Source organism: Shewanella marinintestina, assembly GCF_023283845.1.
GTDB lineage: Bacteria > Pseudomonadota > Gammaproteobacteria > Enterobacterales > Shewanellaceae > Shewanella > Shewanella marinintestina.
In genome coordinates this window covers 116,712-132,841 of sequence record NZ_JAKILC010000002.1, presented here as the reverse complement: position 1 = coordinate 132,841, position 16,130 = coordinate 116,712, and the positions used below count along the sequence as shown (strand labels likewise).

Below are 16,130 nucleotides of genomic sequence, written 5' to 3'. Positions count from 1 at the left end.
TATTTAATGTCTATTGTTTTATTTTTCATTGCTTTGCTGTATCTTTCTTTAAGGGGGGAAATGATTTATCTATGTTGAATAGATGTAAATTGTGGCTGCGGGGTTGAGGTTGGTAGTCGTTAAATCTTGGATGAGTGGTGAATGAATTGGTAGAGATAAGAAAAGAAGCTGTTTTTAGATTAAATCACTGCGAAGTTAACCCTAATGATAATAGCCTAAGTTTTTTAAACGCTGACAATGATGAAGCCAAAGCTGAATCTGTTTCTGTTCAACCTAAGTTTATTGAGGTGCTTAGCTATCTTGCACGGCATTACCCGAAAGTTGTTACTCGCGAAGAACTCATAGAAAATATTTGGGACGGTAATAGCTATGTAGGTAGTAAAGCATTAACCAATGCAATTTGGCATTTACGTAAACATCTCAATCAAAGCCAGAGTGATGAGCTTGCTATTGAAACTGTGCGTAAGATGGGCTATCGCCTCCTGATAGAGCCTTGTTTTAATGAAGCCGATTTAGTTGATGATCTTGACTTGTTTCAACAGGCGCAATTAAAGATAACGCAGTTAACTCGACTAAATTTAAGATTGATGCTCGCAGGAGGAGTGGCGTTACTCATTATGGTTACAGGGTGGGGCTATCATTTATATCAAGATAGTATTCGTTACGTACCTACATTAAAGAAAAACCTAACTACGGCAGCCGGTTCAGAGTTGTATCCTGCTGTTTCTCCCGATGGTCGCTGGCTAGTTTACGGCAGCCGTAGCAATAACAAATACTCTAGCCTTTATCTGAAAGATTTACATAATCCAACAAAAACACCTAAACGACTAACTTCAACGAAAACTGCCGAAATAAGGGCGGTTTGGAGCCCAGACGGAGCGGCACTCTATTACGGTTCTGAGCATCGCGGTGAAGATAGGTGTTATTTAACTAAGCTAAATCTCGATAGTAATGAAGCCAGTAAACTCGGTGCATGCTATAGCTATAGCTCTGCCATCGATATTGCGCCGGATAGCAGCCGCCTTGTCTATATTTGGGATGCGGGCGAAGGTTATGGCTCCGGTTTATATGAGCTGCCCTTAACCGATGAGCTGGCAAGGCCTAAACGGTTATCCTGTACCGAAAATTGTAGCTATCGAGACCGAGATCTTGCCTTTAGCCCTGATGGTAGTTGGCTCGCTGTAGCCAGACGCTTTGGTAATATTTCTGAAGATATTTTTATTATCAATACCAAAACGGCACAAGAGCAGCGCTTAAGTTTTGGCTTAGAAGATATTCGAGGTTTAAGTTGGCACCAAGATAGCCAACGGCTTATTTTTAGCACTGAGAACTCAGGGGTTAGAAATGGCTTTATTGTGGGGATCGATGATAAGAATATTCTGCCATTAGATGTTGAAGGTTTAAGTTATCCCCGTTCAATTCCTAACAGTGATGAGTTAGTGTACTCCAATTATATGCGGGACTATCAAGTGGCCTCGTTTGCGTTAGAGCAATCCATTCCTACAGCGACTTTCCCACTACTGCAAGTTGAGTATAGTTATCGTAACCCTGATTATTCAGCCGTTACTCAGCGTATTGTTTATGTGTCTAATGAAACAGGTTTTAATGAGATTTGGACTAGTGATATGGATGGTAAACAAAGGCGTCAGCATACTGATCTCAAGCGTAGAGTTGCTTACCCTAGTTGGTCTCATGACGGATCTAAGGTAGCTTTCTTAGCCCCTGATGATAAAAACGAAGGCAATAAAATTCATGTATTGGATTTGAAAACGGCTAATATAAGCATCTTGGCAACGCCATACTTAGATCATAATCGGCCAAGTTGGGGCTGGAATGATGATATGGTGCTAGCACGCAGCAAAGACGGTATAACAGAGTTTTACCTTGATAACCGGCTACCTAAGGTTATTAACTCATTTGATATGCGCCTGGGTAAGGTCATTAGCGAAGATAAGTTAGTGTTTACTCGGCTTGAAGAGCCAGGACTGTGGATGTTGTCGTTATCAGATCCATTAGAGCCAACTGAAATCATTAATGGTAAAGATTTTGGTGAAGGTTATAACTGGGTTGCGACTGATAAAGGAATTTACTTTAGACAAATTCATCGAGGCTATCAGCTGATAAACTTTTGGCGTTTCAATACTGGACTTATTACGCCAATTTTAAAGCTGCCTTCAGGCAGTATTCCTCGCTCAGGGGCGATGACCTATATTCATAATAACAACAGCTTGCTGATGACTCTATCGCAAAACTATAAGCGAGATGTGATAAAGCTACAGCACAAGCTGTTGTATTAAGCATAAGTTGATTAGAGTTTAGTCCGCTGGATAGAAGGAGCCGAGAACCGCTTCTCTTGACGCGCCAGTTACCGCGGGAAGGTTGCCCGGTAAACCAAGGTGGTGGCGCATTGCAAGCCAAGCAAAGGCGATGCCTTCTACCCATTGAGGATCCATGCCTAACTCGGCGGTGGTGACCACTTTATAGTTTGGTAACAGTTTATGCAGGCGGTGCATTAGCTCACAGTTATAGGCGCCGCCGCCGCACACATAAAGCTCACCATTTTCTGACAATTTAAGCGCATCATTAGCGATACTGTAGCAGGTTAAATCCAGCAGTGTTGACTGAATGTCAGCTTCGCTTAAGTAGCTAAATTCAGATAATTGCTGCTCAGCCCATGCTTGATTAAATAACTCTCTGCCGGTGCTTTTAGGTGCCTCAAGTGCAAAGTAAGGGTGTGACAATAGATGTTGTAGCATTTTTTGATCTGTGGTGCCTGATTTCGCCCACTCGCCATCTTTATCAAAAGGTAGGCCGAGTTGATGTTGGATCCACGCATCACTTAAGCCGTTTCCTGGCCCAGTATCAAAGCCGGTTACATCTTGTGTATTGCCTGGTAAATAAGTGACGTTGGCGATACCACCAATATTAAGAATAATGCGCTGGTGGTTTGGGCTGGCAAAGACATGCTGATGAAACGCGGGTACCAAAGGTGCGCCTTGACCACCAAGGGCAACGTCTTTACGCCTAAAGTCTGCGATGACATCAATACCCGTTTCAACGGCAATGGTATTGGGATCACCAATTTGTAAGGTAAAGCCCATATCAAGATTTGGCATATGGCGCACTGTTTGGCCATGGCTGCCAATAGCAATGACTTGTGATTTATCCACTTGGGCTTTTTCTAGCAAAGCATTGGTTGCCTTGGCAAACAATTTTCCCATGCTACGGTCGAGGTGACCTAAACGGTTTACCTCATCATTTCCCGGTAAACAAAGCTTTTGCAGACTAGAGAGTAATGCTGTTGGCAGTGCTTGGGTATGCGTAGCAATAAGCCTTGGTTGTTGCTGGTTAAAATCCACCAAAACAGCATCGATGCCGTCCATACTGGTACCTGACATCAAGCCTATATAATACTTTTTATCCATGATTTAAGCCTATAAACCTACTGGGTGGGTCAGTGAGTTAACTGTACTGGTGCGATAAAGGTGCTACAGCGCTAATGCGCTGCAATTTGTATCTGTTTATTGTGCTCAAGCTCTGCCATCATCGTTTGGCTAAGTTTAGCGAATTGGGCCTTTTCTTTTTTGGCTATCGGCTCTGATTTTGGCAGCTTAATGGTACGTGGGTTACGGTGTACACCGTTAACGATAAATTCATAGTGTAAGTGCGCTCCAGTTACTCGCCCAGTAGAACCTAAGGTACCAATGATTTGCCCTTGCTTGACTGACTGGCCTGTTTTGACCTTACGTTTAGTTAGGTGAAGGTATTTGGTTGTATAGGTGTCGTTATGCTTAATAAATACGTAGTTACCATTGTATTGGTTGTAGCTTGACTTAATGACCCGGCCATTACCTGCAGCTTTAATTGGGGTACCGACGGCTGCCACATAGTCAACACCACGATGAGCTCGTACTTGCCCCGTTACCGGGTGAAGTCTGCGTGGGTTAAAGCTTGAGCTAACATATTTAAAGTCGACTGGTGAGCGTAAGAAGGCTTTACGCATACTACGGCCTTCTTCTGAATAATAATTACCGTCTTTATAACGAACTGCCGTGTATCGGTCACCTTGGTTAGTAAACTCAGCGGCTAAAATATTACCGTTTTTCAAAAACTCACCATCGGCAAACTCTTCTTCAAATATCATCGCAAATTCATCGCCTTTACGCAGATCTAAAGCGAAATCGATATCCCAGCCAAAAATAGTGGCTAACTGCATAATCTGATTTGGTGTCAAACCGGCATTTACGCCAGCATTCCAGAAGTTATTTTCAATGGTTGCACTAGCAAACTTCGAACGAGCTTCAACTGTTTTAGTGACAATATGCTCTTGGTAACCGTCTACGCTGTTATCAACAATAAGGGTGGTGATTTTGTCGAGATGGTATCTGAGCTGAACAAGTTTACCGTCTTCACCTTTCGCAATAACTAAGTTATCGCCTGGCATGATTTTTAGTAGGTTTTTCTTAGCTTTGGGCAGTTGAGTTACATCGTAAACATCTTTAGCTGTTAATCCAGCACGCTCAAATAGAGCGGCGAGTGTGTCACCACTTTTAACTTGGAAGCGTTTTTCGTTGAGTTTAGGAGTTTTGTTTTTTTGTGCTAAAACTTCTGCTTTAGCGTTGTCTGGAACTTGTTGCTCGACAGTTTTAGTGGATGCAGGTGCAAGTTGAGTTGGGCGGCTGCGTTGCTTTGGTTCGGTTTCACTTAATGACGCTGCGGGAGGCGTAGGATTTCCGAAAGCCAATGGCACGCTATAGCGTTTATTGACATCGTATTCGCCATCCACAGAAGAAGTTTGCTTAGATGCTTGCACATCGTCAGATGGCATAAAGATAATAATTACCGTGACAAAAACTAAACCGCATAAGAGCATTTGATGTAATTTTGGCAGTAATTTAAATAAAGTTATAACCTTTCCCATTGACCTTGATACCAAATTAACCCTTTCTTAGTGATCCCTTTAGTGTACACACTTTCATTTGTGCTTGCTAACAAGTAACATGAGTGCCCATATTTTTTTGATTAGGCTCCCAGGAGTAAGCGCCAATATGGCTGATTTAGAGCAAGCATTAGCAGAAATAAAACGTGGCACCGACGAGATTTTACTCGAAGCGGATCTGCTGGAGAAGTTGAAAGAAGGTCGCCCGTTAAAAATTAAACTCGGCGCTGACCCAACCGCTCCTGATATTCACCTTGGTCATACCGTTATTTTGAACAAGATGCGTACCTTCCAAGAGCTAGGTCATGAAGTGATCTTCTTGATTGGTGACTTCACCGGTATGGTCGGCGACCCAAGCGGTAAAAACAGTACCCGTCCGCCATTGACTCGTGAGCAAGTTCTAGCTAACGCTGAGACTTATAAGCAACAGGTTTATAAAATCTTGGACCCTGCGAAAACCCGTATTGAGTTTAACTCGACTTGGTTAGAGCCATTAGGCGCTGCAGGTATGATCCGTCTAGCTTCACAGCAAACGGTTGCGCGTATGATGGAACGTGACGACTTTAAGAAGCGTTATGGTTCAGGTCAATCAATTGCTATTCATGAGTTCATGTATCCATTGCTACAAGGCTATGATTCAGTTGCATTAGAGGCTGACGTTGAACTGGGTGGTACTGACCAGAAGTTTAACCTATTGATGGGGCGTGAATTACAAAAGTCTGCAGGCCAAAAGCCACAGACAGTGATCATGATGCCACTGCTTGAAGGCCTAGATGGCGTTAAAAAAATGTCTAAGTCTGCGCACAACTATATCGGTGTGAGTGAGCCTGCTGGTGAAATGTTCGGTAAGATCATGTCAATTTCTGACGTTTTGATGTGGCGCTACTTTGAGCTGCTATCTTTCCGTCCATTGAGCGAGATTGAACAGTTTAAAGCTGACGTTGAAGCGGGTGCTAACCCACGCGATATCAAAATTGCACTAGCAAAAGAAATCATCGCACGTTTCCACGATGAAGCTGCTGCAGAAGCTGCGCATCAAGAGTTTATTAGCCGTTTCCAGAAAGGCAATATCCCTGACGATATTGAAGAGTTAGAGATTGCTGCTGGCGAGGGTATTGCGATTGCTAACCTGCTTAAAGAAGCGGGTCTGGTAAACTCAACATCTGATGCTATGCGTATGATCAAGCAAGGCGCTGCTAAGATTGACGGCGATAAAATTGAAGACACGCGTCTGCAACTGAATGCTGGCACTACAGGCGTATTTCAAGTTGGTAAGCGTAAGTTTGCTAAAATCACACTGGTTTAAGAACTATAATAAGTTGGCTTGTACGACTTTACTAAGCCAACCTAAGAATCGTTATTAACAAGTTGTGCTAATGACTGTTTGAGCAACGGTCTGTACCAAAGTGCAGGCCGTTTTCACATCTCCAAGTTAATCTCGCTGCATCAAGCTGCCAATTACTTCGCTGTTTCTCCATCGATAAAATCAAGAGCATTTTAGGATGTTCAGCACTTTCTGTACTGACGTTATAAGTGACAACCTTATCTTGATACTGTTTGACTCTCGCTACTCGAAAACGTTTACCTGCATAGTGGGCTGAAATTGTTTCAGGTTGCTTGCTCCAGCTACGCTTTTGCTGCTGAGCTTGTTTGAGTTGCTGATTAAACTGGTTAATGGGTTGATCGGCAAATGACACCACTATTGGCTGCTCTAACGCAAAAGCAGAGCTACAAAAAATAGGGGTTAACACAAGGATGACGCGAATAGCATTAATAAAACTCATAACAACCTACAGCATGCAAAGTTCTTAATACTTTGACAGAGCTTAAGTGAAAAGTTTCCCTAGCTATGGTTGTTTTGTGATCTAAGTAGGTTTGTTATTTCGGATAAAATAGCAGTATTAAGCAATGGTTACTGCACTGACAGCTGATCCGCCATAGTTTGGTAGTCCATTAGATCTTGGTGCTCTTTTACGCGTTCATGGGTCATATCTAAACTGAGAGTGGTGACACCTGGGATGGCAATATCAATAATACGTCCAGGTTTACCAAACAACTCGCCAGGGCCTTTATAGCGATAATTCCCAATTAGTACTACTAGTGAGCCAGAATTGAACATGTGTTCGATATTAAAGTTATATTCCAGTACGCCGCGATGAGCGCGTTTGAGAAACTGAAGAATATGGCGCTTACCTGTGTATTTACGTCCGGCAGTTCGATCGTTAAAGATGCTTTCTCGATTATAAAACCCGCTTAAGTTTGCATAGTCTTGATGGGTTAAAGCTTGGATGTATTTAATCGCAAGTTGCTGCTCCTTGGGCATATCACCAATGTTCGCCAAACTTGGCAAACTAAAAAATATAAGCAGTAAACCTAAAAATTTTAATCTCATTATTGCGGTGTCTTTAAATCAAAAGCTGGTAAGGATAAGTGCCAACGAATAGCGGCTAATCTAATCACAAGGGCGGTACTCATTGCAAATAACAATGCGAACATATCGGCGGCTCCCCAATGTAAGCTTACGGTATAACAGATCCCGCCGACAATGGATGCAGTGGCATAGATTTCTGTGCGTAGCACCATAGGGACTTGCTGACAGAGTAAATCACGAATAATACCACCACCAACGCCGGTGATTAAGCCCATCACTACTGCAATCATGCCACTGAGTTCTACACTGAGAGCTTTCTCTACACCAATTACTGTAAACAATGCTAAACCCAATGCATCGGCCACCGGCAAAATATAACGTGGAACACGTTTAGGTTTGCGGACAAAGATAAATGTGACTAATACTGTGGCTAAAATCACCGTAATATAATTAGGGTCTTGGATCCAAAATACTGGGGTAGTGCCAAGCAAAGCGTCACGAATACTACCACCACCAATCGCTGTAACGGAGGCGAGTACCAAGACACCAAATGGATCCATTTTATGACGACCTGCAGCTAGCGCACCAGAAAGTGCAAAAACGGCGGTACCACAGAGATCGAAGAAATAGATCCAATCAATCATTTATCCATCTCTTCCAGATGAATATTTAATGCGTCAACAGAAATGCGAATTTCAATTACTGACAAAAGTAGTGAATACAGCAACAAAAATAAACTACAGCCAAAAATAAACGAGCCGGTTTTGTTAAAGCCGATATAAATAAAAATCATACAGAGCACGCATAGGGCAAAGCTTAAAACGCCTGATTCTTGCATACGTCTAATGATACTAATGCGTTGACGTAGGTTTTTTAGCTGGTCGGTGTGTATAGGTTTACCATCAGCACTAAGATTACGAATAAGCGCCGCTAGGGAAAAGAAACGATTTGTGTAGGCTAATAGCAACAATGAAATTGCAGGGAAAAGTAACGCAGGCGTTGTTAGTGAAACATGAATATTATCGAACAAAGGAATCAGCCTTAAAACGAGATAACATAGTGTGTAAGGGATGATACCAATGCCAACAATTTATACAAGATGATTACAATGGCTGAAGCGCCTAATTAGCGACATTTTAACCAAATATAGACATGCTTTCAGCTGTGCAACAATATGCTTGCTTTCAGTTGTTGCGGTTTGTGAATAAATGGTTGGAAATTAGGGCTTGCAGTAGCTGTTAACCTTGTATTACTCGCAGTAATGCCCAGATACTCGGTAACACTATAATTGCTATTGCCCATAAGCTAAAAGCAATAGAGTTAAGTTTGAGTGCACTGCGGATACTGTTTTCATTAGGATGATTACCGTAGCAAAGTTTAGGCATATTAACTTTTACGTCATTAAACTTAACCGGTCCCCCCAGTTCAATAGTTAAAGCGCAAGCAACAACTTCATTGGTTTGGTACTCATTCATTGGCGTAGCAGTCGTTTTGGGGTTGACCAGTGCCACTATACTTTTAGGACCGCCTTGTATAGCGATACTCAGAGTCCATAACTTGGCCGGAATAAAATGCAGCAGAGTGCTTAGAGCATAAATGGGGAGGCCAAAGTATTTAAATTGTGGATTGTATATCGGCCAGCTAAATTCTAATTGTTTCACCATCCGGGCGATAATCAATAGCGGTACGCCACCGATAGCATAAAACAAAATAGCTGACACAGTGCCATAAATTGAAGTGGTCGAAAGACGCTCGATGGTTGCTTTGCATAAGCCAACACTCGATAAAGAGTGAGTACTTCTATTAAGCCAAGGTTCTAATAAGCTTCGGGCACGAATAGTATTGTCGCGTTTAATTGAGATCGCGACTTCATTAGCAATATAGCGAAAATGGTCATCTTGCAAACATAGGTAAATGAAGACCGCTTCAAAGAACCAAGGAAACTCTGCAAGCTCTATAAGAAAGCTCAAAATCGCCCAAAAAGGGACAATCAGTAATATACTGGCTAACACACCTGCAATGATTTGCTGAGACGGTGCGCGGTTGGTGTGATTAACTTTAAAACTTAGGTTTTTAGCCACTTGAGATAGCCATTCAAGTGGCTGTAGGCTGCGCGGTAATGGGGCTATTCTTGCCAATAAAATTGACACTAATAACACTAAGGCTCCAGTGTAAAGATGACTATCTTGAGAAAAGATCTTCGTAAACTCTGGAACCATATTGTTGCGCTACCCTTGTATTACTTTAGGTGATGCTTAAAGCTGCTTAAGTAAAGCAATAACCATTAATGCTGAGTGGTGACCCGCTTTTACAATGTACTCGTCAAAATCAACAGGAGAATCATTGTTAGCATTGTCAGACAGAGAACGAATAACTACGAATGGTACGTTAAACTGATGACAAACTTGAGCGATTGCGGCGCCTTCCATTTCGCAGGCAGCCATAGTTGGGAAGTTTTCAAGCATAGTCTTAGTACGCACTGGATCGCAAATAAAGCTATCGCCAGTGCAAATTAGACCTTCAATTGTTTTTACTTCACCAAGGCTAGCAACCGCTTTTTGCGCAGCACTCACAAGCTTTGCATCAGGTATAAATGCAGCTGGTTGTTGTGCCATTTGGCCAATCTCGTAACCAAATGCCGTCACGTCTACATCGTGATGGCGAACTTCAGATGAAATAACGATATCGCCAATAGCTAAGTCATCAACAAAACCGCCAGCAGAGCCAGTATTAATAATGGCATCTGGTGCGTATTTTTCGATAAGTAGCGTCGTCGCAATGCTCGCTGTCACTTTACCAATACCTGAGCGTGTCACAATAACGTCTTTGCCAGCTAATTGACCGGCAACAAATTCGATACCCGCGATGGTTGCAGAGCTTGGGTTTTCCATTGACTCAATTAAGTGCGCAACTTCTGGCTCCATAGCGCCAATAATACCGATTTTCATGAAATGACCTTTTTAACTACCTAAATGAATATGGGCGCTAATATACCACGGCATTTGGTGTTAGTGAAAAAGCCTTGTGGATAAGATGAGAGATAAGCCGAGCATAGATACTTGTTATCTAGTAAAACCTGTAACACACTTGCTGGCGGTGGAGATTCAGTTGTTTTACTTAGAACTGTTTAACTTAGGCAGAAGAATAAAATGCAAGAACAGATAAAGCAGAATATTGGTGCTATCGCGTTGGTTGTGGAAAATTATGATGAGGCGATTGCGTTTTATACTCAAAAATTGCGTTTCGAATTGGTTGAAGATACCGATTTAGGCGATGGTAAGCGCTGGGTGCTAATTACACCCCCGAACTCAAATGGAACAAATTTGTTGTTGGCGCAAGCAAGTACCTATGAGCAAAAACTCTCAGTAGGGAATCAGACCGGCGGTAGAGTTTTTATGTTTTTGCATACCAATGACTTTTGGCGAGATTATGAGATTATGCAGTCTCAAGGTGTAATTTTCAAAGAAGAACCAAGAGTCGAAGAATATGGCACTGTAGTTGTTTTTGAAGATCTTTACGGTACGAAGTGGGATCTGCTGCAGCTAAATTAAGCCTATTATTTGCAGTTCAGAGGCGAAGACTTATTAACTTAATGGAGTGCTAATGCAAATAAAAGCTGGGCAATTAGACAACGTACAAGTGCTTGAACTTTTGAAATCGCACCATGAGGATATGGCGTCCCATTCGCCGCCAGAAAGTGTGCATGCATTGGATGTATCAGGGCTAGAAGGTGAGGCCGTAACATTTTGGAGTCTGTGGACTTCGCAGCAACAAAGCGAGCGATTAGCAGGCTGCGGCGCACTGAAACAGCTAGACCTTAAGCATGGTGAAATTAAGTCTATGCGCACATCCGCTGACTTTTTACGTCAAGGTGTGGCACAGCAGCTATTAACCCATATTATTGTTGAAGCGAAGGCGCGTGGTTATCAAAGATTGAGCCTTGAAACAGGCACTATGGCGGCTTTTTTACCTGCAAAGAAACTTTATCAGCAGTTTGGTTTTAAAGAGTGTCTACCTTTTGCTGATTATCAGCTCGATCCCTATAGCTGTTTTATGACCCTCTATTTGGCTAGCGATTGATACTGGATTAAATCCAGGATCAATTTACGGTATGCTGGATTCAACCTGTTTTTGCTTCACCTAAATCTGCACTTCTGCAACTAAACCTAAACCTCTGCATCAGAGCCTACTCTATCTGCTTACTTAAGGTCTGAATCGGTTCATCTGTATTGTCTTTACATAAGTAAATTTTGTCTTTGCTATTTGAGCCCATTTTCTGCCTATGATACTTTAAATGAGAATTATTCGTATTTAATGCTTTTTGAATGTACTACTTCATTACGTATTTCAATAACGCATTAAAGCCTACGAGCATTTAGCGGCTAATACGCTGGAACAATGCTTGGAGATTAACCTTGTATAACTACAGCGGTGGTGAAATGAAAGATTGGCAACAACTCATGAGCTCTGGCAATCAACACTTTAGAGATGCATCTTGGATAGATGCGCAATGTTGCTATCAGCAAGCGGTTTCTATGATTGAAAGTCAGTGGTCACATAAGGTGGATGATAGAGAGTTACTGTTTGCCTGGGTCGCGGGTATGCATAATTTAGCGCATTTATATGAGTGCCAAAATCAAAGCGACATAGCGCTGCATTATTTAAAGAATGCTCACCAAGAAGTGCAAAGCTTATCGACCAATGAAACGGTTTGCGAAGAGGTACGCAGTTCGGCTTTTCAAAGCTTAAGTATCACTATCCCGCCATTATTGGATTTTGCTAAGCGGCATCCTATGTGTGAAGACTGCGTGTCAGCGCTAGAGCAAACGGCAGATGTTATTGGTATGCGCAGCAGTGCCATACATTAACGCTATTTTTGCTAAATCAATGTAGTAACTCAATTGCAGCGGTAGAAGTTTAAACAAGCTTGATAGGTATCAGTGTTAAACCGTTATCGCTAAATATTCGCCATCATTATTAGTGATTATATAAAGGACTATTCATGAACAAATTATACCTAAGCAGCGCGATTGGCGCTGCACTCACGATTTTTTCAACGTCGGTACTAGCCCATCCTGGGCATGACCATAGCGCTGAGTCAGCTAATCTAATCCACCTTTTATGGGCGGCGCCAATATTGGTCGCGGCAGTATTAAGCTACAAATTAGTCAAGCATACGTTAGCGAAGAAATCATCAGCGAAAGATCATGCAAAGCAAACCGTTAATTAAAGATTGTGAGTAGGAGTGAGTATGTTAGCTAAATTACTGAATAAAATAGACAGTAAACGACCTTTTGTTGAGGTGTCAGCACATTGCGATATCCCATGTAAGATCTACGATCCGATAACGGCTCAGCTTGCGGTACTGACCATGATAAGAATGGTTGATTTGCTTGCAGAGTTACCAGAGCCTGCGGTAATGACAGCTAATCAATTAGCGCAGTTCAATCGTTTGGTGAGTGAAAAAGAGCTCCATGGCCGTAAAGTTAAAGATGAAGTGCAGGTTATTTGGGGTGACTACATTAAGCAGCCGCAGCTGGATGCGTACCCTGAATTACATCAACTTAGTCATAGCATTATGTTGGCCGCTTCTAAGGCTAAACAACATATCGATCGGGCTGCCACCTTAGATTTGCTTACTAAAGTTAATCGCTTAGCTGAGATTTTTTGGTTGTCTAAGGGCATTGAAGTATATTGTGCTCCATGCCCTTATCCGCCTGCCGAAGTGGTGACATATCCAAAGTTGGCGCAGTAAGACTGCAACATGTTTGGTTTGAGTTTTAATAAGGTCGCAGGGAACAGCATGTTCCCCCGACTAAAAAGCGGCAATTTTGTCTTATTATCAGAGCACTTTGATAGAAGAGGCTTAAAAGCGGGTGATATTATTAAGCTATTGCATCCACGCTATGGCTACATAGTCAAAACGTTAGTGGGAGTTGATCATGCTGGTCGATTTTGGTTTAAAGGCGAAAACAAGCAGAGCGTAGGCATTGACGATATTGGCCCAATAGAAGCTTCGCAAATTAAGAGCAAGGTGATTTTTGTGTTGGGCTAATGCTGCGCTAGTTTTGTTCATCTGCTTGAATTTGTCCGACTAAAAGTACCGGTGCAGCATCTAGCTCATTGGCGTCCATCATGGCTGCAATACGTTCAACTGACGATAACAGCTGGCTTTGTTCCCACTGCTCAAGATTTTGATAACGGGTAATAAAGTGTTCTTGCAGTGGCTTAGGTGAATCGCTTAACAGTGCTAGACCTGTGTTACTGAGTGATAAATGGACTTTGCGTTTATCGGTTTCGCTACGAGTTCTAATCACTAAGTTACGACTTTCTAGTCTATCGATAATGGTGGTGACTGTTGCTGGGCTCAAGGCAACTTCCTTAGCGATATCCTTAGCGAGCGGAGAGTCTAGCTGAGCAATATTTTGCATTACCATTAACTGGGGGCCTGTTAAGCCTGATTGCTTGTTGAGTTGGCGAGAATGAATATCAATCGCTCGGATCACTCGGCGCAGTGAAATTAATAATTGTTCGTACTTTTCCATGTCTGCTCCGTGATTAACAGCTTATTGCCCTTAAAAGAAGGTGCTTTTAGTGACAGCGGTTAAACGTGATAAAAAATAGTGCGGCATAACGTTTGAGCGTTATACCGCACTATTTATATCAGGTGCAAGTCTCTATGACTGATAGCGTCGTTTAGAAATTAAAGGTTCTTGCAACTGAAAATACCGCACGAGTATCAGCTGTGTCGATATCCATGCTGGTGTCTTCAACCGCTAAATTAAAGTCAAAACCTTTCCAGCTAGTCATATATTCGGCGCGGTAATGGTTATAGGCTTTGTCGCCATCCCAAGACGCCTTGTCTATATCGGTGGATGTTGAACGGTCAAAGCTAATGCGGATGTCATGGCCTTCGGCAATCGTAAATGTATGCGCTGCCATCATAATGTAATGGCCTGCACCGCCGCCGAAGTAGTCCCATGTGTACCAAAAATTCAGCTCTGTTTGACCAACTGAAGAGCCATAACCAAATTTAGTGTAAACCTCTGGGTATTGGTATTCGTCAGAGAATGAATCGCCATGGTAAGTGTAATAGGCGATCCCCGCGTCAAGTGACACACTTTCACTAAGCTGATAGAACATACCGCCATAAAAATCGAGTTCTAACCAAGTGTCATCTGCTGAGCCGTAATCCACGTTCGATGCCCAGGTTCCTACATACCAGCCAGCGTCAGCAGCGTAATCTAGGCTCGCTTGAAGTGCTGGGCCGTTGTCTGTTTGGCTAACACCATTAAATGTGTAATCTGAGGTTGCTTTTACTGTTGAGCTTACGCCAGCCATAGAGGTCATTGGTAATGAGATAAGGCCTAGTAATGCAAGGTTTTTAATTGTTGTTTTCATCATTTCTCTTTTCTTATTAGTTAGCTAATTCAATTTTACTAAAATCAATTTTGTTCTCTGTTGGTGAGCGCTCTATCGCGGCAACTTTGCTATATTTAGTCGCGAAGATGTAGCCAAAACAGCCTAAAATTAGGCCGATAGCAAGGGCGCCAACCCATTGGATCTCGAGGAAGTTTAATTGGAACAATAAAGTGAGGCTGCTCATCAATACGATGTTACCAACGATATACTTAAGCTTACCAAAGCGTTCTACAGTGAGGTTTAGGTTGTCGGTATAAAGACGAATTAACGAGTCGAGCGAGTTAACTACGAAGGTAATACCAACCATGACCATGGCTAAGTTATAAAAGCCTGTGGTGGCGATTTCGTTAGCACTGTAGTAATACAGAACCGTAAACCACACCGCGATTGGCAAAGATGGGAATACCATCATGGCAATCAAGACTTGATAAGTCTTCATTCCACCAACAAAGCGTGCAGTAAACTGACCAATCATGATGCTCCAAGCAAACCACCAGAATAGGTAGAATTCATGGTAATCGTTGATAGGTAGTACAAAGTGATGGATATTGCCAAAGTAGTCGCCGAGCAGTGCAAAGGTGTTAACGAATTCTCCCATACCAGATTCTTTTGACATAAATGCACCGGCCCACATGAGTACGATAAGTCCCAAGAATAACCAAGTGCTGGCTAAGCTTAATAAGCGTACGTAACGTATACTGGTGCTTGAATACACCGCCGCTGCAATAATTACGAATACGATAAGATAGAAACTACTTACAATCGTTTCGCCATCGCCCATTTCTGGCAAGTACCACGGTAGATTGGTTAATAACAAATAAGCAGTAAAGGCACAGGTGCCGATAATGACTAAGTTATTAATGAACTTGATAAGCGGAATTTCAAAGAATTTAACTCTTGGTTCTATTACGCAAAAATAGAAACAGGTTAAAAAGTAAAATGCCCAAATTAAAAATGCCCAGAACCCAAACTCAATTGCTAATGGGTTAGTGAACCCATACTCAGGACTGGCTCCTAAATCCGCATAGCCTGCAAACTCTGTAAGCGGGAACATGATTAAGCCTACGTCTAAGCCTGAGGTAAATAAAATCGCAATAAAAGTAAAAGTGCGTACAGGTGTAACGCCAATACATTCGACATTACCCCAGCGGTAAATAACAAAGGCAATAGCAGCAAACGTAAATAAAATCCCTATTGTTAGCCAAGTGGTCATGAGTGAGCTCCTAGCTGTTTATTAGTGTTTTTCTTTTCTAAATAAAACATGAAATGGGTCCTTTTCGGTCCTTTTTTTATTGTTGTTTTGCCTGCTTGTTGCCAAATTTTGGCCGCAAAAATCCCTCAAGCCTTAATTGCCGCTTTAACGACAGTTAAGGTTTGATAAATTAAACATGGCGATTA

19 protein-coding genes are annotated in these 16,130 nt (G+C 42.2%); 8 read left to right on the top strand and 11 right to left on the bottom strand.

The window, feature by feature from the left end:
- Window positions 1-137: 137 nt before the first annotated feature.
- Window positions 138-2,297 (top strand): winged helix-turn-helix domain-containing protein, encoded by a 2,160-nt coding sequence (locus L2747_RS02930; protein ID WP_248997610.1) that lies wholly within the window; start codon window positions 138-140, stop codon window positions 2,295-2,297.
- A gap of 18 nt (window positions 2,298-2,315) precedes the next feature.
- Here L2747_RS02930 and L2747_RS02925 read toward each other — a convergent pair whose 3' ends face one another.
- Complete coding sequence (locus tag L2747_RS02925; RefSeq protein ID WP_248997609.1) at window positions 2,316-3,425, bottom strand: anhydro-N-acetylmuramic acid kinase; 1,110 nt, start codon at window positions 3,423-3,425, stop codon at window positions 2,316-2,318.
- A 71-nt stretch (window positions 3,426-3,496) separates the two neighbouring features.
- Window positions 3,497-4,921 (bottom strand): peptidoglycan DD-metalloendopeptidase family protein, encoded by a 1,425-nt coding sequence (locus tag L2747_RS02920; protein WP_248997608.1) that lies wholly within the window; start codon window positions 4,919-4,921, stop codon window positions 3,497-3,499.
- Between the two features lie 127 nt (window positions 4,922-5,048).
- Between L2747_RS02920 and tyrS the strand changes: the two genes are divergently transcribed.
- A complete protein-coding gene (gene tyrS, locus L2747_RS02915) occupies window positions 5,049-6,245 on the top strand; it encodes a tyrosine--tRNA ligase (protein WP_248997607.1) in 1,197 nt (398 codons plus the stop codon).
- 67 nt (window positions 6,246-6,312) lie between these two features.
- Here tyrS and L2747_RS02910 read toward each other — a convergent pair whose 3' ends face one another.
- From L2747_RS02910 to mtnN, 6 genes are all read right to left on the bottom strand, one after another.
- The gene (locus L2747_RS02910) at window positions 6,313-6,723 is read right to left on the bottom strand and encodes a hypothetical protein (RefSeq protein ID WP_248997606.1); all 411 of its coding nucleotides are present in this window, start codon (window positions 6,721-6,723) and stop codon (window positions 6,313-6,315) included.
- A 128-nt stretch (window positions 6,724-6,851) separates the two neighbouring features.
- On the bottom strand, window positions 6,852-7,331 hold the full coding sequence (locus tag L2747_RS02905) for a nuclear transport factor 2 family protein (protein WP_248997605.1): 480 nt from the start codon (window positions 7,329-7,331) through the stop codon (window positions 6,852-6,854).
- Window positions 7,331-7,954 (bottom strand): trimeric intracellular cation channel family protein, encoded by a 624-nt coding sequence (locus tag L2747_RS02900; RefSeq protein WP_248997604.1) that lies wholly within the window; start codon window positions 7,952-7,954, stop codon window positions 7,331-7,333. Before L2747_RS02900 ends, L2747_RS02905 begins: the two co-directional genes overlap by 1 nt.
- On the bottom strand, window positions 7,951-8,328 hold the full coding sequence (locus L2747_RS02895; RefSeq protein WP_248997787.1) for a DUF2721 domain-containing protein: 378 nt from the start codon (window positions 8,326-8,328) through the stop codon (window positions 7,951-7,953). Before L2747_RS02895 ends, L2747_RS02900 begins: the two co-directional genes overlap by 4 nt.
- A gap of 220 nt (window positions 8,329-8,548) precedes the next feature.
- The gene (locus tag L2747_RS02890) at window positions 8,549-9,529 is read right to left on the bottom strand and encodes a cobalamin biosynthesis protein CobD/CbiB (RefSeq protein ID WP_248997603.1); all 981 of its coding nucleotides are present in this window, start codon (window positions 9,527-9,529) and stop codon (window positions 8,549-8,551) included.
- Between the two features lie 36 nt (window positions 9,530-9,565).
- On the bottom strand, window positions 9,566-10,258 hold the full coding sequence (gene mtnN, locus L2747_RS02885; RefSeq protein ID WP_248997602.1) for a 5'-methylthioadenosine/S-adenosylhomocysteine nucleosidase: 693 nt from the start codon (window positions 10,256-10,258) through the stop codon (window positions 9,566-9,568).
- A 201-nt stretch (window positions 10,259-10,459) separates the two neighbouring features.
- Here mtnN and L2747_RS02880 point away from each other — a divergent pair, with 201 nt between their 5' ends.
- The 6 genes from L2747_RS02880 to L2747_RS02855 all read left to right on the top strand — a co-directional run bounded on the left by L2747_RS02880 (window position 10,460) and on the right by L2747_RS02855 (window position 13,365).
- Window positions 10,460-10,861 (top strand): VOC family protein, encoded by a 402-nt coding sequence (locus L2747_RS02880; protein ID WP_248997601.1) that lies wholly within the window; start codon window positions 10,460-10,462, stop codon window positions 10,859-10,861.
- Between the two features lie 52 nt (window positions 10,862-10,913).
- A complete protein-coding gene (locus tag L2747_RS02875; protein WP_248997600.1) occupies window positions 10,914-11,390 on the top strand; it encodes a GNAT family N-acetyltransferase in 477 nt (158 codons plus the stop codon).
- 335 nt (window positions 11,391-11,725) lie between these two features.
- Window positions 11,726-12,178 (top strand): DUF2753 family protein, encoded by a 453-nt coding sequence (locus L2747_RS02870; RefSeq protein WP_248997599.1) that lies wholly within the window; start codon window positions 11,726-11,728, stop codon window positions 12,176-12,178.
- Window positions 12,179-12,312: 134 nt separating this feature from the next.
- On the top strand, window positions 12,313-12,540 hold the full coding sequence (locus tag L2747_RS02865; RefSeq protein WP_248997598.1) for a hypothetical protein: 228 nt from the start codon (window positions 12,313-12,315) through the stop codon (window positions 12,538-12,540).
- A 21-nt stretch (window positions 12,541-12,561) separates the two neighbouring features.
- Window positions 12,562-13,065 carry a superoxide dismutase, Ni gene (gene sodN, locus L2747_RS02860; protein WP_248997597.1) on the top strand — a complete coding sequence of 168 codons (504 nt, stop codon included), beginning with the start codon at window positions 12,562-12,564 and terminating at the stop codon, window positions 13,063-13,065.
- A 48-nt stretch (window positions 13,066-13,113) separates the two neighbouring features.
- Window positions 13,114-13,365, top strand: coding sequence for a S24/S26 family peptidase (locus L2747_RS02855; protein WP_248997596.1), 252 nt, complete (start codon window positions 13,114-13,116; stop codon window positions 13,363-13,365).
- 7 nt (window positions 13,366-13,372) lie between these two features.
- On the opposite strand, the gene L2747_RS02850 is transcribed toward L2747_RS02855, so the two are convergent.
- The 3 genes from L2747_RS02850 to L2747_RS02840 form a co-directional block, all read right to left on the bottom strand.
- On the bottom strand, window positions 13,373-13,855 hold the full coding sequence (locus tag L2747_RS02850) for a MarR family winged helix-turn-helix transcriptional regulator (protein WP_248997595.1): 483 nt from the start codon (window positions 13,853-13,855) through the stop codon (window positions 13,373-13,375).
- Window positions 13,856-14,006: 151 nt separating this feature from the next.
- Window positions 14,007-14,711, bottom strand: a complete 705-nt coding sequence (locus tag L2747_RS02845; RefSeq protein ID WP_248997594.1) for a TorF family putative porin — start codon at window positions 14,709-14,711, stop codon at window positions 14,007-14,009.
- Between the two features lie 16 nt (window positions 14,712-14,727).
- Window positions 14,728-15,945, bottom strand: a complete 1,218-nt coding sequence (locus L2747_RS02840; protein ID WP_248997593.1) for a BCCT family transporter — start codon at window positions 15,943-15,945, stop codon at window positions 14,728-14,730.
- Between the last annotated feature and the right edge of the window lie 185 nt (window positions 15,946-16,130).

What these genes read in the sequence shown, in the direction of transcription:
- L2747_RS02925 (WP_248997609.1), bottom strand. Translation starts at nt 3,425, where the DNA reads ATGGATAAAAAGTATTATATAGGCTTGATGTCAGGTACCAGTATGGAC.
- L2747_RS02920 (WP_248997608.1), bottom strand. Translation starts at nt 4,921, where the DNA reads ATGGGAAAGGTTATAACTTTATTTAAATTACTGCCAAAATTACATCAA.
- tyrS (WP_248997607.1), top strand. Translation starts at nt 5,049, where the DNA reads ATGGCTGATTTAGAGCAAGCATTAGCAGAAATAAAACGTGGCACCGAC.
- L2747_RS02910 (WP_248997606.1), bottom strand. Translation starts at nt 6,723, where the DNA reads ATGAGTTTTATTAATGCTATTCGCGTCATCCTTGTGTTAACCCCTATT.
- L2747_RS02905 (WP_248997605.1), bottom strand. Translation starts at nt 7,331, where the DNA reads ATGAGATTAAAATTTTTAGGTTTACTGCTTATATTTTTTAGTTTGCCA.
- L2747_RS02900 (WP_248997604.1), bottom strand. Translation starts at nt 7,954, where the DNA reads ATGATTGATTGGATCTATTTCTTCGATCTCTGTGGTACCGCCGTTTTT.
- L2747_RS02890 (WP_248997603.1), bottom strand. Translation starts at nt 9,529, where the DNA reads ATGGTTCCAGAGTTTACGAAGATCTTTTCTCAAGATAGTCATCTTTAC.
- mtnN (WP_248997602.1), bottom strand. Translation starts at nt 10,258, where the DNA reads ATGAAAATCGGTATTATTGGCGCTATGGAGCCAGAAGTTGCGCACTTA.
- L2747_RS02880 (WP_248997601.1), top strand. Translation starts at nt 10,460, where the DNA reads ATGCAAGAACAGATAAAGCAGAATATTGGTGCTATCGCGTTGGTTGTG.
- L2747_RS02875 (WP_248997600.1), top strand. Translation starts at nt 10,914, where the DNA reads ATGCAAATAAAAGCTGGGCAATTAGACAACGTACAAGTGCTTGAACTT.
- L2747_RS02865 (WP_248997598.1), top strand. Translation starts at nt 12,313, where the DNA reads ATGAACAAATTATACCTAAGCAGCGCGATTGGCGCTGCACTCACGATT.
- sodN (WP_248997597.1), top strand. Translation starts at nt 12,562, where the DNA reads ATGTTAGCTAAATTACTGAATAAAATAGACAGTAAACGACCTTTTGTT.
- L2747_RS02855 (WP_248997596.1), top strand. Translation starts at nt 13,114, where the DNA reads ATGTTCCCCCGACTAAAAAGCGGCAATTTTGTCTTATTATCAGAGCAC.
- L2747_RS02850 (WP_248997595.1), bottom strand. Translation starts at nt 13,855, where the DNA reads ATGGAAAAGTACGAACAATTATTAATTTCACTGCGCCGAGTGATCCGA.
- L2747_RS02845 (WP_248997594.1), bottom strand. Translation starts at nt 14,711, where the DNA reads ATGAAAACAACAATTAAAAACCTTGCATTACTAGGCCTTATCTCATTA.
- L2747_RS02840 (WP_248997593.1), bottom strand. Translation starts at nt 15,945, where the DNA reads ATGACCACTTGGCTAACAATAGGGATTTTATTTACGTTTGCTGCTATT.